17 protein-coding genes are annotated in these 22,336 nt (G+C 35.1%); 14 read left to right on the forward strand and 3 right to left on the reverse strand.

Annotation, left to right across the window (positions count from 1 at the left end):
* Positions 1-130: 130 nt before the first annotated feature.
* The gene (locus C6368_RS14715; protein WP_159038623.1) at positions 131-1,435 is read left to right on the forward strand and encodes a T9SS type A sorting domain-containing protein; all 1,305 of its coding nucleotides are present in this window, start codon (positions 131-133) and stop codon (positions 1,433-1,435) included.
* Between the two features lie 208 nt (positions 1,436-1,643).
* Positions 1,644-1,793, forward strand: a complete 150-nt coding sequence (locus C6368_RS14720; RefSeq protein WP_317045984.1) for a hypothetical protein — start codon at positions 1,644-1,646, stop codon at positions 1,791-1,793.
* A gap of 425 nt (positions 1,794-2,218) precedes the next feature.
* On the opposite strand, the gene gcvT is transcribed toward C6368_RS14720, so the two are convergent.
* Together gcvT and C6368_RS14730 are read right to left on the reverse strand one after the other, a co-directional pair.
* A complete protein-coding gene (gcvT, locus tag C6368_RS14725) occupies positions 2,219-3,301 on the reverse strand; it encodes a glycine cleavage system aminomethyltransferase GcvT (protein WP_107039990.1) in 1,083 nt (360 codons plus the stop codon).
* 120 nt (positions 3,302-3,421) lie between these two features.
* Positions 3,422-6,283 (reverse strand): GEVED domain-containing protein, encoded by a 2,862-nt coding sequence (locus C6368_RS14730; RefSeq protein WP_107039991.1) that lies wholly within the window; start codon positions 6,281-6,283, stop codon positions 3,422-3,424.
* A 207-nt stretch (positions 6,284-6,490) separates the two neighbouring features.
* Between C6368_RS14730 and C6368_RS14735 the strand changes: the two genes are divergently transcribed.
* The 8 genes from C6368_RS14735 (at position 6,491) to C6368_RS14770 (ending at position 15,576) form a co-directional block, all read left to right on the forward strand.
* Positions 6,491-7,186: a Dph6-related ATP pyrophosphatase gene (locus tag C6368_RS14735; RefSeq protein WP_107039992.1), complete on the forward strand. Its 696-nt coding sequence runs from the start codon at positions 6,491-6,493 to the stop codon at positions 7,184-7,186.
* A gap of 209 nt (positions 7,187-7,395) precedes the next feature.
* Positions 7,396-8,514, forward strand: coding sequence for a tetraacyldisaccharide 4'-kinase (gene lpxK / locus C6368_RS14740; protein WP_107039993.1), 1,119 nt, complete (start codon positions 7,396-7,398; stop codon positions 8,512-8,514).
* Positions 8,495-9,307: a purine-nucleoside phosphorylase gene (locus C6368_RS14745; protein WP_107039994.1), complete on the forward strand. Its 813-nt coding sequence runs from the start codon at positions 8,495-8,497 to the stop codon at positions 9,305-9,307. The genes lpxK and C6368_RS14745 overlap by 20 nt, the downstream gene beginning before the upstream one ends.
* Positions 9,308-9,328: 21 nt before the next feature.
* Positions 9,329-10,792 carry an Asp-tRNA(Asn)/Glu-tRNA(Gln) amidotransferase subunit GatB gene (gene gatB, locus C6368_RS14750; protein ID WP_107039995.1) on the forward strand — a complete coding sequence of 488 codons (1,464 nt, stop codon included), beginning with the start codon at positions 9,329-9,331 and terminating at the stop codon, positions 10,790-10,792.
* Between the two features lies 1 nt (position 10,793).
* Positions 10,794-12,038, forward strand: a complete 1,245-nt coding sequence (locus tag C6368_RS14755) for a TlpA disulfide reductase family protein (RefSeq protein WP_199851653.1) — start codon at positions 10,794-10,796, stop codon at positions 12,036-12,038.
* A 12-nt stretch (positions 12,039-12,050) separates the two neighbouring features.
* Positions 12,051-13,163 (forward strand): TlpA family protein disulfide reductase, encoded by a 1,113-nt coding sequence (locus C6368_RS14760; RefSeq protein WP_107039996.1) that lies wholly within the window; start codon positions 12,051-12,053, stop codon positions 13,161-13,163.
* A gap of 14 nt (positions 13,164-13,177) precedes the next feature.
* Positions 13,178-13,960 (forward strand): UDP-2,3-diacylglucosamine diphosphatase, encoded by a 783-nt coding sequence (locus C6368_RS14765; RefSeq protein ID WP_107039997.1) that lies wholly within the window; start codon positions 13,178-13,180, stop codon positions 13,958-13,960.
* Positions 13,961-14,091: 131 nt separating this feature from the next.
* Positions 14,092-15,576, forward strand: a complete 1,485-nt coding sequence (locus C6368_RS14770; RefSeq protein WP_107039998.1) for a DUF5723 family protein — start codon at positions 14,092-14,094, stop codon at positions 15,574-15,576.
* A gap of 68 nt (positions 15,577-15,644) precedes the next feature.
* On the opposite strand, the gene C6368_RS14775 is transcribed toward C6368_RS14770, so the two are convergent.
* Positions 15,645-17,015 (reverse strand): exonuclease domain-containing protein, encoded by a 1,371-nt coding sequence (locus C6368_RS14775; RefSeq protein ID WP_107039999.1) that lies wholly within the window; start codon positions 17,013-17,015, stop codon positions 15,645-15,647.
* A 308-nt stretch (positions 17,016-17,323) separates the two neighbouring features.
* Here C6368_RS14775 and C6368_RS14780 point away from each other — a divergent pair, with 308 nt between their 5' ends.
* The 4 genes from C6368_RS14780 (at position 17,324) to C6368_RS14805 (ending at position 21,735) form a co-directional block, all read left to right on the forward strand.
* A complete protein-coding gene (locus C6368_RS14780) occupies positions 17,324-18,484 on the forward strand; it encodes a hypothetical protein (protein WP_107040000.1) in 1,161 nt (386 codons plus the stop codon).
* Positions 18,477-19,079 (forward strand): RNA polymerase sigma factor, encoded by a 603-nt coding sequence (locus C6368_RS14785; protein ID WP_107040001.1) that lies wholly within the window; start codon positions 18,477-18,479, stop codon positions 19,077-19,079. Before C6368_RS14780 ends, C6368_RS14785 begins: the two co-directional genes overlap by 8 nt.
* The gene (locus C6368_RS14790) at positions 19,069-19,764 is read left to right on the forward strand and encodes a hypothetical protein (RefSeq protein ID WP_107040002.1); all 696 of its coding nucleotides are present in this window, start codon (positions 19,069-19,071) and stop codon (positions 19,762-19,764) included. Before C6368_RS14785 ends, C6368_RS14790 begins: the two co-directional genes overlap by 11 nt.
* Before the next feature lie 1,668 nt (positions 19,765-21,432).
* Positions 21,433-21,735: a GIY-YIG nuclease family protein gene (locus C6368_RS14805; RefSeq protein ID WP_107040004.1), complete on the forward strand. Its 303-nt coding sequence runs from the start codon at positions 21,433-21,435 to the stop codon at positions 21,733-21,735.
* Positions 21,736-22,336: the final 601 nt, after the last annotated feature.

The raw sequence follows: 22,336 nt of genomic DNA on the forward strand, positions 1-22,336 counted from the left end.
AAATATGATATTTATAAACTGTTAGTTTAATTGCGTATTCCATAGAATAATGGATTTCAATTCTGAAACTAGATGTGATTTTATTATTTTTGCAACTTTAATAGACTTAGACTTAAACTTCAATTCAGCTATGAAACTTTGCTTAGCATTTATTTTCGCTTTACTTATTGGTCAATTTGGTTTTTCACAATGTAATGTATCAATAAATGCATCTTCCAATTCAATTGATTGCGGTGATTGTTTTACATTGACAGCTATTGGTGAAGTCGATACTACGGTTTATCTTGAAGATTTTAACGATGCAACTTTAGAACCTTGGATAACCGTTAGTCCAACATTTGATTATTCAAATCCTTGTGGAGCGCCTCTTGATGGTTCGCCAGCAGTATGGATGGATTCATTAACGGTATATCCTAGAAATATTACTACTCAATCATTCGATTTTTCAACAGGCGGAGTCATTTGTTATGAAATGAAGTATGGAATTCAAGGAGCGTCTGGAGTTTGTGAGGGACCAGATTACGCTACTGAAGGAGTTCGTTTGCAATATTCTATTGATAACGGAAATAGTTGGGTAGAAATCATTAATTATGTACCTTCTCCTTTTACTAGTTTGTATGATCAATGGGACACATATTGTGTGACAATTCCATCTGCCGCAGAAACTTCTAATACTCAGATTAGATGGATTCAATTGTTCTGGTCTTCAATGAGTACGGATTTTTGGGGGATTGATAACATAAGTGTTTCTATACCAGTCGATAATAATCATTATTACGATTGGTTTGGGGATGGAACAATAAATCCAGCAGATACTGTAATTTGCCAAAATACGAGAACAGAAGACTATATAGTTTTATTTTCAAATGGTTTTAACGATACTTGCTCAGCAACTATTACTATTCAAGATACAAGTGCATTGTTGAATGTTGACTTTGCATTGGCAAGCGATACAGTTTGTGTTGGAGATATCGTTTATCTTGATGGATCTACTTCAACTGGAGCAAATACCTATGACTGGAGCTTCAATGGAGCAACCCCGAATACTAGTTCAGGAGCATTGACTTCAATAATTTATAATTCAGCGGGTACTTATTCTATTGAATTAGCGATTGGAAACGATTGTAATGAATCGGATACTATAGTCAAAAACATTGTAGTTGTATCTCAAGCAAATTGCACGAATTCCTTGATTAAAAATGATACCGAATCTTTAAAAATTTACTATAATTCTGATTTCGATAGAGTAGTGGTAAACTCCAAAAAGACAGGTAAAGCTTATATCTTGAATTCAAGTGGACAAAAGCTGGTTGAATCACAATTAATAGGTTTAGGTGAAAATTCAATAGATACAAAAAGCTTAACGAATGGAATTTATATTCTTGTATTTGAAGATGAAAATTCCTTACCTAATATTTTTAAATTTGTGAAATAGAACATTGACAATTTATTTAAAAATGATGGTTTTGGACTCAATTTTATTAAAAAACCTTAAAAAATGAGTCTTAATATCAATTTAATCTTGATTTTTTCGCTATTTAGTATTATATACCTTATCTTGCAGTCGAATCACAATACATTGAGTTATCGGACTAGTAAAAATCGTAAGAAAAAGTAAATTAGAAAACAGATATCACCGTAACATGGGTAGAATTTGTGTTCAAGTAACACGTATTCAAAAACAATTCATGGGTATTCCGTTTGAAACAGTACATAAATATCGCCAAACATATACTGGTGAGGTTAAAGACTGTGAGGAGTGTGTGATTTCAAAAGCAGAATTGAGTTACTAAAATATATATTCCGTTTGGAAACGAAAGGTCAGGCATTTGTCTGGCCTTTTTTTTATGGTGTCTTCAGTAGGTGTCTTCGACGGGCTCAGTCACCCAAAGAGAAAACAGTGCCTTCAATGAGCTCAGTTACCAGCATTGAAATCCATAATGCCATTTGCATTTTACAGGGAATTGGATTCTTTTTTCTTATTTCTCATCACATTTTTTGTGATTTTTAGAGGTGAAACTCGTTGACTGAGCCTGTCGAGGGCAACATTTCAAGTTCACCCATCACAAAAAAGAGGATCACATTTCTGCAATCCTCTTTTGAAAAACTTTAATCTAGTTATAATGTTTTATCCTTTGCCTTTGATTATCGATGCCTTTGATAGGCTCAGTCATCGGATTCCCTTTATTGACTAACCCCTAGAAGGTATCATCATAATCTATCCTTTATAAAAAGGAGTCTTTACGATCTCAGCTGCAAGAGATTTATTTCTTACACCAATAAATATTTCACCACCAACATTCGCAACATCAACAGGAACATATCCCATTCCAATTGCTTTGTCTAATGATGGAGACATTGTACCAGAAGTAACACGTCCAATTTCAACGCCTTCTGCATTTAAAATAGGGTAACCTTGACGTGGAATACCTTTGTCCTTAAGTTCAAAACCAATTAATTTATTTTTAACACCAGCTTCTTTCTCTGCTTGTAAAGCTTCGCTGTTTGTGAAATCTTTTGTGAATTTTGTAACCCAACCTAAACCAGCTTCAAGAGGAGAAGTAGTTTCGTCGATGTCGTTTCCGTATAAACAGAATCCCATTTCTAAACGCAATGTATCACGTGCTCCTAAACCGATTGGTTCAATTCCAAAAGCTTCACCAGCTTCAAAAACTTTATCCCAAACTTGTTTAGCGTCTTTGTTTTTAACGTAGATTTCAAATCCACCACTTCCAGTATAACCCGTTGCTGAAATAATTACGTCCTGAACACCTGCAAATTCATTCTTTTCGAAAGTATAAAATTTGATTCCAGCCAAATCAACTGATGTCAATGATTGCATTGCTTCTGCTGCTTTTGGTCCTTGAATAGCCAATAAACTCCATTCATCAGATTCATTCACCATTTCAGCACCGATATCATTTTTTGATGAAATCCAGTTCCAATCTTTTTCAATGTTTGATGCATTAACTACCAACAAGAATTCTTGATCAGATATTTTGTAAATGAGTAAATCATCAATAATACCACCGTCGTCATTCGGCATATAGCAATATTGCGCCTTTCCAGGAATCAATTTACTTACGTCGTTACTTGTAACTTTTTGAAGTAAAGCTTCTGCTTTCTCACCTTTTATGAAGAACTCACCCATGTGAGAAACATCAAAAACACCCACTTTCGTTCTTACAACTTCGTGTTCGTGTTTTAATCCTGCATAAGATACAGGCATATTGTAACCTGCAAAAGGAACCATTTTTGCTCCTAACTCTGTATGTACTGCTGTTAACGCGGTTTCTTTCATCGAATTGACATTTTGGTTTAAAAGTGCAAATTTAATAATTTATCGATGTTAAAGTTGAAAGAGAGATTAAAAGTACCAGTTGAGTTAATCACTTACTCTTTTCTAGTTTAGGATTCTTCTTTATTGCTTAATAATTTTAAATGTTTTTTGATATTCATTATTATAAACAATTAAAGTATAAACTCCTTTCACTAATTTCTGAATGTTAATGGTTGCTTTTTCATCATTATTGAATTCTTGTTGATCAACTAAAACGAGTCTACCATTCATGTCTAAAATTTCAAATTCTAAAGCTCCTTGATTAGTTTTATTTACAATGTTAATATGGTTTCTGACGGGGTTGGGGAAAACTGAAACATCAAAACTCTGTTCATCGGGTAAAGATAAAAAGTTACAACTTCCCTCAACTTCAATGTAAACATGAGCGGTGTCTGCATCGCATGTTCCTTCAGAAACTATTCGGTAATATTCATAAACATCATCAATGGTTGGTGTTGTAATTATGGATTGACCTAATGGATTAAAACTTACATCAAACCATTCTCCTGGAGAGGAAGCATTAGTTAAGGTGTCAAGATCTATTGGTTCATTGATGCAAGCATAAATTGCATTATTACTTCCAGCATCGTTTTCATTGTGAATTGTTAGGTCCAAAATTAAAGTTGAATCACAACCGTTTGATGCTCCTTCAATGAAGATATAGGAAGCTGTATTATTAGAATTGGTATAAGTGTTTCCGTCAATCCATGTAAAACTTTCACATGCTTCGTGAACATCTGTTGCAATAATTGTAGGACATACCAAGGTTGAGAATGTATGAGGTCCTGTCCATGAGCTTTGATTAATCCCACATTCAGATTGTATGTAAAAATCATAGCTTTCATTTGGTGTTAAACCTGTGATCAAGTATGGATTTGAACTTATAGAGTCTAATGTTGTGATCCCTGTACCCTGGGTAAATCCACTTAAACCATATTCTATGTTCCAATAGTTTGCTGTCCCTGGACTGGTCCAATCTAACTCTATAGCTGTTTGTTCAATATGACTAGCAGTTAAACTGTTAATTGCTAAACAAGCGGGTTCTGGAGCAATAGATAGCGTATAGTCATTTGTCTGACCTGAGGTGAAGAGTCCACATGGCGATGGAGATATCGTCATTACTTTTTTTCCTTGTATTCGCATTCGATAGTCTCCAATACTTGTTCCTGATGGTACATTGATTGTTAAGATTTTCAGATTATTCGCTCCAGCTTCGATGTCCATCAATTCTGATGAGTCAAAAGCCCTATCATTGTTCCAGTCTACCCAAATACTTACAATATATGATCCATACATAAACTCTGTTTCAATTTTGAATGTTTGTCCTTCAAAAGAAGTGAAAAGTTCTGATGTTTCATCGATGTAATCATTAGAAGAAGAGAAGTTCGAATAAGATATGTTGTCTAATGCACCATAAGAGATTATACTCGTAAAAAAAGTACCGGATTGCAAAGAAGTTGGTATACAATATTTATACTCGAATGGACCTTGCCATTCACTGGTGTCACCAGGTCCACAAATTGAACGCACATAAAAATCATAATCTTGGTTTTGTGTTGTATTAAAAGTATATGAGTTTGTTGAAACAATTGATTGTGTATATGTGAAAAAAGGATTTGGAAAGAATCCATGATCTCCATATCGAATTTCCCATTCACTCGCCGCATTAGGGTCTGTCCATCCAATCGTTACATTGGTTGGAGTTGATGCAGTTGCTAAAACGTCTGTAGGAACTAAACATGTAGGTTGAGAAATTACGGATAAATTAAAATCAACTGTTGATCCTACTATAAAGTTACCACAGGAAAAAGGATTGGCTGTTGAGCCTTCTGCTGCACGAATTCTCATTCTGTAATCTCCCGTAGCTGTTCCGTTTGGAACTGTAATGGAATGTGAATGAATTGCGTTGCCTGATTGATAGTCAATTAATTCTGATGATTCAAAAGTGAGATTTCCATTCCAATCGATCCAGATTTTTACACCACAAGGAGATGAACGAAAAGCTGTAGTCAGATCAAAAGTTTGTCCCTCATAGGCTTCAAAAACTTGATTCGTTTCATCGGCGTATCCAGAAGTGGGATTAGAATTTACATTATAATTTATGTCGGAAATTGCTCCTTGAGAATTTATAATTTCGATGTAGCGAGTAAATGAAATACCTAAAGCTTCGCAGTATCGATAGCTAATTGGCCCAGCCCAAATGCTTGTATCACCAACATTACAAATTGAACGGACGTAAAAATCATATTCTTCGCCCGGAATGACTGTTGCGGAATAATTACTATTTGTAATGTTCGAGATCCTATTTCCCGATCCTAATGGTGAGCCCAACTCAACATATTCAATTTGCCATTCCGCGGCATTGTTGTAATCGGTCCAAGAAAAATTAGCGAATCCTGTAGAGGCATTGCTTACATTTAAAAAGTTAGGTGGAATACAAGATGGAGGTGCTAATAGAGTTAAGTTAAAGTCAACAGAAGCTCCATTATTTATTGATCCACATGCAGATGGATTTCCTCCTGGTTCTCCACGAACCCTCATGCGATAATCTCCTGGTGCAACTCCTTGTGGGATTGTGTATGAAAATGTCTGTGAAGTATAACTTGTCGAAGAGATAATATGTTCCGAAACGTCAAATGTAAAATCACTGTTCCAATCTATCCATATATTCACCGTAGGGTTGACACCATCAAAACTATACTTCATTTCTATTGTTTGCGTTTCATAAGTCTCAAAAACAATGGAAGTTGCATCTTCATGTCCTCCTGGAGGAGTTGAGCTAGAAGAATAATAGAGATTGGTTTCAGCATCTAAAGTATTGAAGTAATTAAAATGATCTCCGGAATTAACTGTTGTGGGAACACAATAAGTTTGAGCGATAATGCCCATTCCAAATAATAATGATGTTAGAAATAAAGTAGATTTAATAAATGTAGTATTCATAAAAAGTAATTGTAGCGTTCATAATATGAACGAGATTTTTATAAAAACGTTGCTTCATTTTAATATGAATTCGATAAACATCGGTCATAGGAATTAACAATTTAGCAATAGGCTTATTCGTTTTAAAGCAAACTTTCTTCAGATAAATCCTTTTTGTAAGAATCCACAGATTAGAAATTAAATTCTAATTTTGGACAAAAACAAACAATGCATAAACCAAAAGCAGTTTTCAATTGGAGTGGGGGAAAAGATTCCGCATTGGCGCTTCAAAAAGTTCTTCAAGAAAATAATTTTGAAGTTATTGCTTTGTTGACCACTTTTAATGAAGCGGATGAATCTTCTTCTGGACATTCCGTTCCTTTGAAATTTATCCAAAAGCAAGCAGAAAGTATTGGAATTCCCCTTTATCCTGTGATGATTGATAAAAGTCCTAATGATTATGAAAATAAAATGTTGAAAGTGGTGGAGCATTTTAAGCAAGAAGGAGTTGCCCATTTTATTTTTGGAGATTTGTACTTGGACGAAATTAAAACTTACAGAGAAAACAAGTTGAATCCGTATGGTATTGAAGTGGTGGAACCCATTTGGGGACAATCACCAGAAGAGACCATTAAACAGTTTTTAAAATCAGGCCTCAAAGCCAAAATAGTAACAACACAAGGTGATAAACTAGGAAAGTCGTTTGTCGGTAGAGATGTTACCGAAAAACTTATTGAAGATTTACCAGAAGATGTTGATGTATGTGGAGAAAATGGAGAATACCACACTTTTGTTTATTCGGGAAGTATTTTTAAAAAAGAAGTTGATATTGAAATTGAAGAAACTTATAAACTTTCTTTCGATGTTAAATTAGAATCAGGCGAAGTGAATACATACGAATATTGGCAAGCGAAGTTTGATTAAAATATAAAAAAAACATACTTCGATTTGTGAAAATTACAATAAAGTTTGGTTCGAAGTGTTTCCCACTTCGGAGGGGGCTGGGGGGAGGGAAATAAAATGGTTTTACTTATTTAAAATGGGTTTTGAAAAAAACCTCTCTTAATTCCTCTCCAAAGATGGAAATAAAATGACCTCTGTTTTTATAATTTAGTTTCATTGTTTAACTTCTTTTGAAAAATAAACCAACACCTTCGAATATTGGCAAACGAAGATTAAGTAATCTCCAAGAATTTTCTATTTTTAACCCAATGATTTTACTTCGAATTTTATTATTGCCTTTTTCTCTAATCTATGGCTCAATCACAGCGATTAGAAATTGGCAATTCGATAAAAACATCAAACCAGTAACAAAAGTAAATTCTACTGTTATTTCTGTGGGGAATCTTTCAGTAGGAGGAACTGGGAAAACTCCGCATGTTGAGTTTTTGCTCAAAAAACTATCTGAAAAGTTCAAAACTGCTGCACTTTCACGTGGTTATGGACGTCAATCGAAGGGTTTCGTGAAAGTGAATGCCAATTCTGATGTAACGAACGTGGGAGATGAAGCATTAAGTTATGCACAGAAATTTGAAGGGAAAGTGAATGTCGCTGTTTGCGAAAAAAGGGTAGAAGGAGCTCATAGAATTTTGGAAAATCACCCCGACACAGAAGTGATAGTTTTGGATGATGCTTACCAACACAGGTACATTTATAGAGATTGTAATATTTTACTAACAGAATTTAACAAACCGTTTTTCAAGGATTATGTTTTACCTGCGGGTCGCTTAAGAGAGTTTAAAACAGGAAGAAACCGGGCTGATATTGTTGTTGTAACTAAGTCTCCCAATCATTTGTCTGATGCGGAAAAAGCAAGATTTAAGTCAAAGTTGAAAATGAAGTCAAGCATGCCAATATTCTTTTCTTCAATAGATTACGGTAGTCTGGTGGACTTGAAAACGAAAGAAGAAGTCTCAGCTCCAAAGGAAATCTTATTAGTGACAGGAATAGGGAATCCTCAACCATTAATTGAACATTTAGAAATCAATTCAAAAGTCACGCATTTAAAGTTTGGAGACCATCACGATTACACGATGAAGGATATTGAGAAAATTCACAAATTATTTGGTAACTTTGCGATTGCTGAAAAAATCATTGTCACGACAGAAAAAGATGCTGTGAGATTAATGAATTCAGGGGTAAAAGAGGCTTTGCGGTCATTTCCTTGGTATTATCAAGCTATGACAGTGAAAATAGAGGACGAAAATAAATTATTAAAGAAAATATATAGCTATGTTAAATCAAATCAATGAAGCAGTTAAATACCTTCAGTCACAAACTGATGTAAAACCACAAATAGGAGTTATTTTGGGAACTGGATTAGGTGGATTGGTGAATGAAATCAATATCACAAATCAAATTTCTTACGAAGATATTCCTCATTTTCCTGTTTCTACCGTAGAAGGGCATAGTGGAAGATTAATTTTTGGAGAATTAGGAGGGAAACAAGTGATGGCTATGCAAGGTCGTTTTCATTTTTATGAAGGTTATTCTTTGCAACAATGTACTTTTCCAGTTCGTGTGATGAATGCTTTAGGAATTGAGCGTTTGGTTGTCAGTAATGCATCAGGAGGAGTAAATCCAGATTTCGAAATTGGTGAAATTATGTTCATTAATGATCACATTAACCTTTTCCCTGGAAATCCATTAATTGGAAAAAACATTGATGAGTTAGGCCCACGTTTCCCAGATATGAGCGACGCTTATGATGCGGATATGATTGAATTGGCAGAAAAAATTGCAGGTGAATTTGACATCCGTGTTGCAAAAGGAATTTATGCTGGTTTAACTGGACCAACTTTAGAAACACCGGCAGAATATAAAATGATTAATATTCTTGGAGCAGATGCTGTTGGAATGTCTACAGTTCCTGAGATTATTGTTGCAAGACACATGGGAATTCCTTGTTTTGCTGTTTCAATTGTTACGGATTTAGGAGTTGAAGGAAAGATTGTTAAAGTAACAATGCAGGATGTGATTGACGTGGCTAATCGTCAAGAGCCCAAAATGACAAAAATTATTAAAGAGTTAATCGCTCGAGTTTAAACATATTTTTTTACAGAATAAATGGTAACAGAAGAGGTAAAAGCAACATATGAAGCGGTAATTGGACTTGAGGTTCATGCTCAAATGTTAACGAAAACCAAAGCATATTCTAGCGATGCTAATGAATACGGAGCGCGACCAAACACAAATGTGAGCGCCATTACTTTGGGTCATCCAGGAACTCTTCCGAAGATGAACAAGAAAACAATTGAATTTGCAATTAAGCTAGGTTTGGCTTTAAATTGTGAGATTGCAGAAAATCAGCATTTCGATCGTAAGAATTACTACTATCCAGATTTACCGAAAGGTTATCAAATTACTCAAGATAAAACGCCAATTTGCGCTAAAGGTTGGGTTGATTTACAAATGGAGAATGGAGTGACCAAACATGTTGGAATTACGCGTATTCACATGGAGGAAGATACTGGGAAAAGTATTCACGACGTTGATGTTTATGATACTTTGGTCGATTTAAATCGTGCTGGAACACCCTTACTTGAAATCGTGACTGAGCCAGATATGAGAAGCGGTGACGAAGCTTATGTTTACTTGACGGAAATCCGTCAGTTGGTACGTTATTTGGAGATTTGTGACGGAAACATGGAAGAAGGAAACTTACGTTGTGATGCCAACGTTTCTGTTCGAAAAAGAGGAGCAAAAGAGTACGGAAGAAGAGTAGAGGTGAAAAACATGAACTCTATGCGAAATGTGCAACGTGCAATTAATTTCGAAATTGACCGTCACATCGAAGCAATTGAAAATGGTGAAGAAATAGCACAAGAGACCCGTTCTTTTGATGCGGTAAATTTGAGAACGATTTCTATGCGAACGAAAGAGGACGCAAATGATTACCGTTTCTTTCCAGAGCCGGATTTACAACCTTTGTATGTTTCAAAAGAACAAATTGAAGTAATTAGAGCAGAAATGCCTGTTTTACCTAAAGCTCTTTATGAAAAATATACGAAAGAATTAAAATTGTCAGATTACGACGCTACAAATATTATTTCAACAAAACCATTTGCTGAATATTTTGAAGCGTTGATCAAACATACAAAGAACTATAAATCAGCCTCCAACTGGATGAATGGAGATGTGCGTTCTTATTTGAATCAAAGAGGATCAAATATTGAAGACTTTCCAATACAACCAGTGAAATTGGCCGAATTGATTGAACTAATTGATAGTGGAATGGTTTCTAATACAGTAGCTGGACAAAAAATATTCCCAGCATTATTAGACAAGCCTGATGAATCACCGAAGAAAATTGCTGAAGAGTTGAATTTAATTCAAGACAGTGATGAAGATTCTATTTCTGCGGTAATTAAAGAGGTAATAAAACAACACCCAGCCGAATCAGAACGTTATAAAAACGGAGAAAAGCAATTGGTCGGATTTTTTATGGGGCAAGTAATGAAAGCATCAGGTGGTAAAGCGGATCCAAAATCTGCAAACAAACTAATGCGTCAACTTTTAGATGAAAATTAATATGATAAAAAAAAGTATATATGTTTTTGCAATGAGCGCCTTGTTCTTTGCATGTAATTCAGAGGAAGAATCAGAAACGCCAGAGGTTTCTAATGATACTAATTCTGAAATATCAACAAAAAATGATTCTGGTCAAATGATGAAAGACCCGAATGCGGTTCCCAACGTTACACTAGAAGGTGTGGTTAAAAATGGAGGAAATGCGACTTTAGTGTTGGAAGCAAGTACAGATCGTGGTCAAATTGTAATTAATAAAACGACGACAGATGCCAACGGAAATTTCAAATTGAAAGGTGCCATTGAATCTATGGGACTTTACCAATTGCGCGTAGATGGAGTTGTTCAACAAGGTCAAGATCCTAAAGTTATACCTATGACTTTGGTTCCAAATGATGAATTAATACTTGAGTTAGATTTCAATACTTTCAATAGATCAGTGATTTACAAGGGGACTGAATGGGCTGAACCATTGAATGGATATATGGATAAAATGAAAGATTTTATCGATTGGCAAATGTCAATTGTGAATCCTCAAGAATATGATCAAGAGAAATTGATGAAAATGGTGATGGAGAAAAAAGCTCCAATGGATAAATATATTGTCAAAGAAATTCGCAAAGATTCAGATAATCCTGCACATATTCTTTTGATGACTAATTTGATGCCTATGATGGGGTTTGAGAATTATGACACCAAAAATATAGATGTATTAAAAACACTTCACAAAGGATTTGAAGAATCTTATCCAGGTCACCCAATGACAGTGAACATTGGTTCTCAAGTAGCTCAATTGGAGAAACAAATGAGAGATTTTAAAGATTTTAAAGAAAACAATATAGCTCCGGACATTGTATTACCAAATCCAGAAGGTAAGGAAATGAAACTTTCTTCTTTGCGTGGAAAGTATGTTCTCATTGATTTTTGGGCTTCATGGTGTGGACCTTGTAGAGTAGAGAATCCTAATGTTGTTCGTTTATACAATAAATACAAAGGAGATAAATTTGAAATTTTCAGTGTTTCTTTAGATAAGGATGGAGAAAAATGGAAAAAAGCCATTGAGGCAGATGGATTAATTTGGGATTATCATGTAAGTGAATTGACAGGTTGGGAAACTGATTTGGTTCAAAAATATCAGTTTAATGGTATTCCGCATACAGTTTTGATAGACCCTAACGGTAAAATAATTGCAGAAAAATTAAGAGGACCAACTTTAGAAAGTAAGTTGCAGGAGCTCTTTGGAAAATAAAAAACAAAAAATATGATACGTACAATCACTTTATTAATTTTTACTTTACTAACATCTTTAGGTTTTTCTCAGGAGAAATTTTCCTTTGTTTTAAAAGGGCAAATCTTCAATACAGACAGTGACACCTTACGTTTGTATCAAAATTTAAATGGTGAAAACATTGTTGTTGCTTCAATTGATATTGATGAAAAGGGATTCTTTGAAAAGAAAATTCCTTTACAACACAAAGATTATTATATTCTAAGTTTAGAAAACAATCAAGGAATTAATATTATTGTTGAAGGGGCTGATACGATAAAAGTTTACGGAGATGGCTCAGATGTGGTGAATTTTATAAATGTGGTTGGTTCTCAATCCAGTACTTCGTTGATGGATTTCATGAAAATAAGTGCACGATATCAAGCAGATTTGGATTCTACAAATAACTATTTAAAAGCCAATATGGATAAGAGGGAGGAAGTTCAAAAGGATTTTCAGCCGATATATCAGGCTTTTATATCTCAAAGACAACAATTTATGAGGGCAAACGCAAATTCAGCAGCCCTAATAGGAGTAATTCCAACAATCAATCCTGAGCAAGAGTTTGAATTATATGAAAACATTGTAAGTCAATTGGAAGTTGGATTTAGTGAAAGTCCAACGATACAAAGAATAGCTAAAGAATTTGAGGTGAAAAAGGCCCAAAGAATAGCTAACATGCCTTTGGCACCGGGCTCGGAAGTGAAAGAAATTTCATTGCCAAATCCAGAAGGGAAAATTGTAAATTTATCTGATTACAAAGGAAAAGTTGTTTTAATCGATTTTTGGGCCGCTTGGTGTGGACCATGTCGTCGTGAAAACCCAAATGTTGTGAAGCTTTATAACCAATATAACAAGCAAGGTTTTGAAGTTTTCTCGGTTTCATTAGATAAAGACAAAGCAAAATGGTTAGCTGCAATTGAACAAGATGGATTAATTTGGGATGCTCATGTTTCTGATTTAAAAGGTTGGCAATCTGTAGCTTCTCAAGCTTATAATGTTTCTTCCATACCATTTACAGTTTTGATCGACAAGGAAGGTAAGGTGATTGGTACAAATCTTAGAGGAACAGGATTAGAAAGTGCGTTAGAGCAAATATTTGAATAATTCCTGATATTGAAATGTCCAACCCCAATAAAAAGATATATTTTGCTTCCGATTTTCACCTTGGAGTTCCAACTGCTGAAAAAAGTTTAGCACGTGAGAAATTGGTTGTTCAATGGCTCGATGAGGTAAAAGTGGATGCCGAAGCAATCTATTTGGTAGGTGATATATTTGACTTTTGGTTTGAATATAAGCACGCTATTCCTAAAGGTTTTGTGCGATTGCAAGGAAAGATTGCAGAACTCACCGATAGCGGAATTTCTGTTCATTTCTTTACAGGAAATCACGACATGTGGATGTTTGGTTACCATGAAGAAGAATTGGGTATCAAAATGCACCGAGATCCTTTCATTTTCGAAGCTCAAGGCAAGAGAATTTACATTGGTCATGGTGATGGCTTAGGTCCTGGAGATCATGGCTACAAATTCATCAAGAAAGTATTTTCAAATCGTTTTTTTCAATGGTGCTTTGCAAGGATTCATCCAAATTTAGGAATTGGAGTGGCCAATTATTTCTCTAGATCGAGCAGAGCAAAAGCTGGTGATACAGATGAAAAATATTTAGGTGATGACAAGGAGTGGTTGGCTATTTATTCGAAAGAAATTCTTGAAAAAGAAGACATCGACTATTTCATTTTTGGGCACCGTCATTTACCAATTGCAATGTCACTGAATGAAAAAAGTAAATACTTCAATTTAGGAGATTGGATAAAATATTATACTTATGGAGTGCTAGAAAATGGTGAATTTCATTTGAAAACATATCCAGATAATCATGCGTTCTTGTTTTCTAAAGATTGATTTTAATTTCTTCCATTTATTTTTTCTACATTGTGAAGTAATTACAGGTTAAGTAGTAGAATAGAGTAGGTAATTCTTTTATTCCAAACTAAAATTCATCTGGTTAACTCAGCATTTAAACACTATCATTTATGATGAAATCTAAAATTATTTTGGGAGGATTATTTATCCTATCATTTTCTACAGTTCTCTTTGCACAAACACAAGGAATAGCCTACACCGCAGTTGGAAAAGGAGTAGCGACAACTTTTGTTACCGATTACCATTCCTTAGGAATAAATAGCTCATCATTGGGATGGGGAACTGGTTTTGAAGGCAAGCGTTTTACTATTGGAACAACAGAATTTTCTGCAGGAATTTCTAGTCCGACCTTAAATAAAACACGTTTAAAGAATGCATTAACAAGTGTGAAAAATCAGATTTCTGATGGAGAAAGTTTCGATTATGAGCAACAAAGAGAAGCAGTCGCGGAGTTTTCAGAATCAGGTATTAGTGTTAATGCAGGTTATAATTGGTTCGGAGCTTCATTCCAGAGCGAAATACTTGGAGGAATTGCAATTTCAGTTAATGAAGATATCAATTGGTTTTCTCAACTCAATGAACAATCAACAGACTTAATTTTTCGGGGAAAGTATTCAGATTATTATGATTCTTTGGTTGTTGTTTTTCAGGGAGATACCTCGACAATTGCCAATTCAGAAAATATTTCTCAAGATTCACTTGCAGCTGTAATTGAAGGGGTTAGAGATAATCCTTTGTTAATTAGTCAAATTACGGATGGTTCTCGTATCAAATTTTCATGGAACCGTAATTTCAATATAGGGTATGGACGAAAAGTTTTCGGAAACAGAGAGACTTTCGCTTTATATGCTGGAGTTGGTGCAAGATTTATACAATCTATCGCGATGTTTGATGTTGAATCAAACAGTTCTGGATTGAGTGCGAGTTCTTCACTTTCTCCTTTTTTTAATGTCAAATATGACAGCCTTACGAATTCATCAAATAGTGGATTTCTTCCAGAATCTGTTGGAAAAGGATATGGTTTGGACTTTTCCGCAAGTGTTATACTCTTTGATAGAATTAAAATTGCTACGGCGGTAAACAATGTTGGTAGCGTTAAATATACCAGAGATGTTTATTCAGTAAATGACACCTTATTGTCTTCGTCAACTTTAAGTGGAATTGAAAACACAGGTTCGCAAGAAATAATAAGTCAGCTTTCCAATCAAGATGGTTTGTTTGAATTGGAAGAACAACAAGATATCGAAGTGGCAAATGCTGCAACATTTAGGTTAGGAGGGAGCATTTCTTTTATTAATGATAAACTACATGTTGGCGTTGATTTTGTAGCACCGTTTGACAGGAATGCACCTGGAAGTTTACAAAATGCCGTTTTCTCAGTAGGTGGTGATATCCGACCAGTGAAATGGCTGCAATTATCCATGGGATATTTTGGAGGAGGAGTTTATGCAAATAGCATCCCTGTAGGAATTAATTTTATACTCGGAAATGGTAGATACGAATTTGGAATTTCATCTAGAGATGCAGTTTCGTTCTTCTCGAAAGATGGTCATAGTTTGTCGAGTGCTTTTGGAGTAGCACGGTTTAGATTTTAATTGAATTGATAATCAGGATAGCGTAGAAGAATTTGGCCCCAATCACGTTTACCATTAACCTTTTATCATTAGAATTTACGTATTTCAATTCCTTTGCCAATTCGAATCATTCTGTTGATAATCAGTCGAATATCTCGGTCCTCATCGTAGCGGTCAATTGCATCTTTCCATGTTTCTATTGATCTGTCGTTCAGTTTTTTGGGTAGGAAGCCATAGCCTGCAAAAGTTCCTCTTTCGACCATGATTAGTCCTAACTCTTCTGGATTGCGGCCTTTGTCGATAATGAAGAAATTCTCAAGTTCGAAATTAAGACGATCAATTAAACTATTGACACGTTGATTATATTCTTCAGGTGCTTCTTCACCAATACATGCACCTTTGCATTGTTTGATTTGATATTGAAAACAGGAATTTGCTGTCGGGTAAAGTCCAACGAGTTTCTTGCATAACTTATATTCTTCTACAGCTCTTTCCAAAAAAATGCCTCCTTCATTTCTGTTAGAAAATGTTGTAATTGGCGGATCAGTTCTTTTCTTGACTTGATCCAAATGTAAATTGATATAGCCTTTGCCATCTTCAAAAGCATATAGACCAAATGGATACTTGTCTTTGCGCAATTGTCTGTTGAAATGTGGTTTGTGTTTCTTTATTAAATTCGATTCATGGATTAATGCGATGGCCTCAGAACCTGTAATGTCATATTCAACACGCACAATTTCCTTGGACATGTTAATGCCTTTTTTCGTCTTTACGTTCTTCAAATGCTGTTGAACACGACTTTTAATGTTCTTACTTTTTCCAATATAAATTAAGCGACTGTCTTCATCAAAGAATTTATAAACTCCAGTTAATTTTGGAATTTCATCAATGGCATCAAAATTTAAACCAGGGTGCAAATGTTTTGGAACTTTATCCGATTGAATGAGTCCAAGTAACTTCTCTTGATCTTTTTGATACAATAAATGAAAAAGTTCAACGGTTGCTAATGCATCTCCATGTGCACGGTGTCTTCCAACCAATGGAATTCCTAATTCATCAGTCAATTTCCCTAAACTGTAGGATGCATGGCCAGGAATAATTTGACGCGAAGATTTTACGGTACACAAATACTCCATGCGAAATTCAAATCCTAAAGAACGGTACTCACTGCGCAAAACATTATAATCGAAACCTACGTTATGCGCCACAAAAACGGCATCACCAATAAATTCAATAATTTGTTTTGCCAACTCATAGAATTTTGGTGAATCTTCCACCATTTCATCATTGATTCCGGTCAATTGCGAAATAAAAAAGGGTATAGGTCGCTCTGGATCTACCAACGAAGTAAATTCATCTATGATTTTTTCTCCGTCCGTTAAGAAAATTGAGAATTCAGTTATTTTGGAGTTTCTAATCGAACCACCCGTGGTTTCTAAATCTGTAATTGCAAAAAGCATTTTGTAAAAATAAGTAAATTGAAGGGAAAGAACTTATCTATTCAAAAAATGAAATAACATATATTCATAAGAATCTCCTTTTAGTTTGTCTATTTGTGCGATACTTACTTTATTGAACCCTATTCTGATGATGGAATAGCGAGTGGATCTCTTTTGTTGCTGCTTTGAAAATTACATTCTTGACTTTTCGCGAAATATCAGTTGAAAAATTATTTTTTCGCAAAGTTTGAAATATGGTCTTCTAACATTTTCTAAAAAAAAATCGAACCTTTTTCAAACAACTGTGTATTACGGGAAAACGAGATATTATGAAAAAAGCAATGATTTTAATGACCATCCTATTCGGGACATTTTTTATTGGCGCCCAAGAGGAGCCTCAAACAGTTCATTCTGTAATTAAGGAAAGAAAAAGTTTTGAATGGTACACCAATCAATATTCACTTTGGGAAAAGGAGGTTAAAAAGAACAAGAAGAATGGTGAGGCTTGGATTAATTTATATACTGCTGCCAGAATGGCTAGACTTTCAGCTCAGGAGAATGAGCAAACTATGGCTTGGCATAAAACGGAGGCAGACGTGATTCAGAAAATGGGTAAATCGATTAAAGGAACTTATGAATATTATAGTCTTTTGGCTTGGTATACTAATGTTTGGGAGGCGAAAGACAAGGCCGAAGAGGATAAAATTATTGGTTATTCTCTAAAAGCGTTTGAATTGAAGCCGAATAGTCCCGATGTTTATCCTAATTTGATGAATATTTATGAGATTTCTAGACCGAATAAGAAGAAACAAAAAGAATTGTCGGTTCTATGGAAAGCTTCTGGTGATCACACTCCCAAATTAATGGCGCTTTCTTATAATGCTTTAATGAATACTAAGAAAAATGCGATTTTATTAACAGGTGGTGACAATGATACATATCCATTGTGGATTGTGCAACATGCCGATGATTATAGAAATGATGTGAATGTTTGGAATGTTTACCTGTTGAGTATAACGGATTACAGAAATCGGGTTTTTGCAGAAAATGGTATACCAGAATTGGAGGGTCAAATATATGAAACAGCTAAAATTGTGGAGCATATCATCAAACACAAAGGAGGAAGGGAGCTCTATTTTTATAATAAAGGAATTGTTGCGAGTGACACATCAATTTTCGAAAAGTTGTATAATGTAGGCGTGATTTATCAATATTCAGAACAGTCGTTTAATAATTCAGCGCTGATTGTAGATCATTTTGAAAATAAATTTATTGTAGATCAATTGAAATATGATTATTACATCAGTGAATTTGCTCAAAAGGACAAAGACTGGGGTTATGCTTATTTGCCGGGATTAGTTTCTCTTTATCAACATTATGATTTAGTAGGTAATAAAGAAAAAGCGGAAACAACGAAGTCAATTATTTTACATTTAGGAGAAGACTTTGCTAAATTAGAGGATATAAAACAAGAAATAGGCCTTGACTAATTCAAATTATATTACAGATGAACAGCTGATGTCGTCTCTTCAAAAAGGGGACGAATCGGCGTTTACAATATTGTATGAACGGTATAGCAATCGCATCTTGTATTTTATGTTTAAAATGTTGAGAAATGACGAAGCCAAAGCTCAGGATTTTACGCAAGATGTTTTTATGAAAGTCATAGAAAAAGCAGACCAATTTGATACGAATAAATCCTTTAAAACTTGGATTTTTACAGTAGCTGCGAATCATTGTAAGAATTACTTTCGAAGCAATAAACAGCTATTTGATATTGATTCTTCCAATAATTCGCTTGTTTATGACGATTCAATTGAGGAGAATTACGATCAAAAAGAATTTAAAAGACGTTTGGATATTGAGGTGAATAAATTGAGTTACAAATTTAAAGAAACCTTTATCCTGCGTTATTTCGAGGATTTAAAACTCAAGGAAATCGCCGAAATTATGGATTGTCCGGTTGGTACAATTAAATCCCGATTGAACCATGTGACTCAAATTTTAGCGAAGAAATTAAAAGTTTACAAAGTGTTATTTGACTCAAGTCAGGTAATTGAAAAAACGAAAGAATATGAAGACTAAACTAACAGAATTAATCGAGCGAAAGTCATTTAATGAACTGACGAAAGAGGAGCAGAACTTTGTCTTATCGGAGATTTCTGAACAAGAGTTTAATGAAAAGCACGAATTGATTTCTCAAGTGAAGGGAGAGTTAAAATCTGAAGCAAGTCAACTCAAAGCAAAGGACAGTATTCATTTGAATGCATTGGCAGCTTTGAGAGAGAAGAAGGATAGGGAGAGTGTTGAGGAGAGTGATAAAGAGAAAGGTGGAGCTGGCTTTTTTGCATTTAAAATTCCTTTGTGGACTGCTATTGCTGCTGTTTTTATGATTTTTATTCTTTCGACACCTATTTTTATCAATTCAGAATTTGATCAAAACAAGAACGATGAATTATTGGCATTAGTGGATACTGTTTACGTTGATAAAATAATCCGCGATACGATTGAAATTACTCAGCCCGCTGATACTGTTGTGAAAATGATTTACACTTCGAGAGATGCTTCGGATGAGATTACGGAGCTTCCTGCGACAATTGAATCCTTGGATATTAAGGTTAATGAAACTTCAGGTGAAATTATTCAATACAATTCACAAAGTTCAATGAGTATGGGAAGCTATACAAGTACTTTTGATTTTAAAAGCTCAGATACTGGAGAAAGCTTGTCAGAGGATAAAATAGGGAGAGTTCTTTTGAGGATTGAGTAGTGTGAGTAGAGAGTGGAATTGGTTAATCTGCTTCGGGGTTGGGTTTTTGGTTTTAATGATTGATATTCTAATAAAAAGGGATTCCTCAGGTTTAATAAATCTTTCGGAAAGACGATGTTCAGGGGTGGACTTTGGGGAAAAAATGCTCAAGCTCCGCTTGAGCATTTTTTCCCCACCCGCAACTAGCGAAAGTCCGTCATTCCGAAAATGCACAGCATTGAGGAATCCCTTTTTCTCGCAATTAGAACAAAACAACTTTTCGATAATGCGCAGCATTGAGGAATTCAAAAACCACCTAAACACTTATATACAAGTCTGATAGGCGCATTCTTTGAAAAATTGGGATTTTCCTATTCTACTTTCAAGCCTATATTAAAAGAGATTCCTCAGGTTTTTCAAACCTATCGGAATGACGATGTTTCAGGGGGGCTTTGGGATAAAATTTTGCTCAAGCGCAGCTTGAGCAAAATTTTATCCCCGTACTATATGCAAAAAGCCGTCATTCCGAAAATGCACAGCATTGAGGAATCCCTTTTTCTCGCAATTAGAGCAAAACAACTTTTCGATAATGCGCAGCATTGAGGAATTCAAAAACCACCTAAACACTTATATACAAGTCTGATAGGCGCATTCTTTGAAAAATTGGGATTTTCCTATTCTACTTTCAAGCCTATATTAAAAGAGATTCCTCAGGTTTTTCAAACCTATCGGAATGACGATGTTTCAGGGGGGCTTTGGGATAAAATTTTGCTCAAGCGCAGCTTGAGCAAAATTTTATCCCCGTACTATATGCAAAAAGCCGTCATTCCGAAAATGCACAGCATTGAGGAATCCCTTTTTCTCGCAATTAGAGCAAAACAACTTTTCGATAATGCGCAGCATTGAGGAATTCAAAAACCACCGAAACACTTATATACAATTCTGATAGGCGCATTCTTTCATAATTGTGATTTTTCTGTTCTACTTTCAAGCCCATAAAAAAAAGAGATTCCTCCGGTTTTTCAAACCTATCGGAATGACGATGTTCCAGGGGGGCTTTGGGATAAAATTTTGCTCAAGCGCAGCTTGAGCAAAATTTTATCCCCGTACTATATGCAAAAAGCCGTCATTCCGAAAATGCACAGCATTGAGGAATCCCTTTTTCTCGCAACTAGAGCAAAACAACTTTTCGATAATGCGCAGCATTGAGGAATTCAAAAACCACCGAAACACTTATATACAATTCTGATAGGCGCATTCTTTCATAATTGTGATTTTTCTGTTCTACTTTCAAGCCCATAAAAAAAAGAGATTCCTCCGGTTTTTCAAACCTATCGGAATGACGATGTTCCAGGGGGGCTTTGGGATAAAATTTTGCTCAAGCGCAGCTTGAGCAAAATTTTATCCCCGTACTATATGCAAAAAGCCGTCATTCCGAAAATGCACAGCTTTGAGGAATCCCTTTTTCTCGCAATTAGAGCAAAACAACTTTTGAATAACGCACAGCATTGAGGAATCCAAAATCTACCGAAACACTTTTATACAAGTGCGATAGGCGATTAATTTTTATATTGGGATTATTTGGAAGGACGAGGAATCCCTTTTCAGTTAGTTTGCCAAATTCGTTGATGGTGAAGTATTTTGGGTTAAAAGTTAGAAATAACTGATATTATTTACTATCTTAATATAATGAAAACCCCTAAAACATTCTTTGTTTACATGCTATCTAACTATAATAATAAATTACTTTACATTGGTTTTACTAGTGATTTGGCGCAAAGAGTGCATAAGCATAAAACCGGATTCTACGATGGCTTCACCAAGAAGTACAACATAAAACGATTGCTTTATTTTGAAACATATCCAAATGCCGAAGCCGCTATTACTAGAGAAAAACAAATTAAAAGTTATAATAGATCTAAAAAGAACAAATTGATTGATGATGTTAATCCTCAATGGAGGGAAATAAAAGCTCCGATAAATAACTTTTAATTTTCACAAGATGGCTTTGTATAAAGAAAAAAGAGATTCCTCAGATTTAAAAAATCTTTCGGAATGACGATGTTCAGGGGTGGACTTTGGGGAAAAAATGCTCAAGCTCCGCTTGAGCATTTTTTCCCCACCCGCAACTAGCGAAAGTCCGTCATTCCGACAATGCGAAGCGTTGAGGAATCCCTTTTTGGTTGGCCCAAAGGCGTGATGCTTGTCAATTAAAAGGTAATGTCATTCGATGGAATCCCTTTTTTGTTGGTTTGGAAGTTTGGTGCTTGTCAATTCTGGAGAGGGAATTGAAAGGAATCTCTTTTTTGCCAGTCTAATTGAGCCGTGGCTGAACATTTATGGGAACTGTAATTCATGAAAAACGCATTATTTCAATCAAAAAGAGATTCCTCAGGTTTTTCAAACCTATCGGAATGACGATGTTCCAGGGGGGCTTTGGGATAAAATTTTGCTCAAGCGCAGCTTGAGCAAAATTTTATCCCCGTACTATATGCAAAAAGCCGTCATTCCGAAAATGCACAGCATTGAGGAATCCCTTTTTCTCGCAATTAGAGCAAAACAACTTTTGAATAACGCACAGCATTGAGGAATC

It is taken from the genome of Brumimicrobium mesophilum, from assembly GCF_003025005.1.
GTDB lineage: Bacteria > Bacteroidota > Bacteroidia > Flavobacteriales_D > Crocinitomicaceae > Brumimicrobium > Brumimicrobium mesophilum.

Coding starts and splice junctions, on each gene's coding strand:
- C6368_RS14715 (WP_159038623.1), top strand. CDS start 131: ATGAAACTTTGCTTAGCATTTATTTTCGCTTTACTTATTGGTCAATTT.
- C6368_RS14720 (WP_317045984.1), top strand. CDS start 1,644: ATGGGTAGAATTTGTGTTCAAGTAACACGTATTCAAAAACAATTCATG.
- gcvT (WP_107039990.1), bottom strand. CDS start 3,301: ATGAAAGAAACCGCGTTAACAGCAGTACATACAGAGTTAGGAGCAAAA.
- C6368_RS14730 (WP_107039991.1), bottom strand. CDS start 6,283: ATGAATACTACATTTATTAAATCTACTTTATTTCTAACATCATTATTA.
- C6368_RS14735 (WP_107039992.1), top strand. CDS start 6,491: ATGCATAAACCAAAAGCAGTTTTCAATTGGAGTGGGGGAAAAGATTCC.
- C6368_RS14745 (WP_107039994.1), top strand. CDS start 8,495: ATGTTAAATCAAATCAATGAAGCAGTTAAATACCTTCAGTCACAAACT.
- gatB (WP_107039995.1), top strand. CDS start 9,329: ATGGTAACAGAAGAGGTAAAAGCAACATATGAAGCGGTAATTGGACTT.
- C6368_RS14755 (WP_199851653.1), top strand. CDS start 10,794: ATGATAAAAAAAAGTATATATGTTTTTGCAATGAGCGCCTTGTTCTTT.
- C6368_RS14760 (WP_107039996.1), top strand. CDS start 12,051: ATGATACGTACAATCACTTTATTAATTTTTACTTTACTAACATCTTTA.
- C6368_RS14765 (WP_107039997.1), top strand. CDS start 13,178: ATGTCCAACCCCAATAAAAAGATATATTTTGCTTCCGATTTTCACCTT.
- C6368_RS14770 (WP_107039998.1), top strand. CDS start 14,092: ATGATGAAATCTAAAATTATTTTGGGAGGATTATTTATCCTATCATTT.
- C6368_RS14775 (WP_107039999.1), bottom strand. CDS start 17,015: ATGCTTTTTGCAATTACAGATTTAGAAACCACGGGTGGTTCGATTAGA.
- C6368_RS14780 (WP_107040000.1), top strand. CDS start 17,324: ATGAAAAAAGCAATGATTTTAATGACCATCCTATTCGGGACATTTTTT.
- C6368_RS14790 (WP_107040002.1), top strand. CDS start 19,069: ATGAAGACTAAACTAACAGAATTAATCGAGCGAAAGTCATTTAATGAA.
- C6368_RS14805 (WP_107040004.1), top strand. CDS start 21,433: ATGAAAACCCCTAAAACATTCTTTGTTTACATGCTATCTAACTATAAT.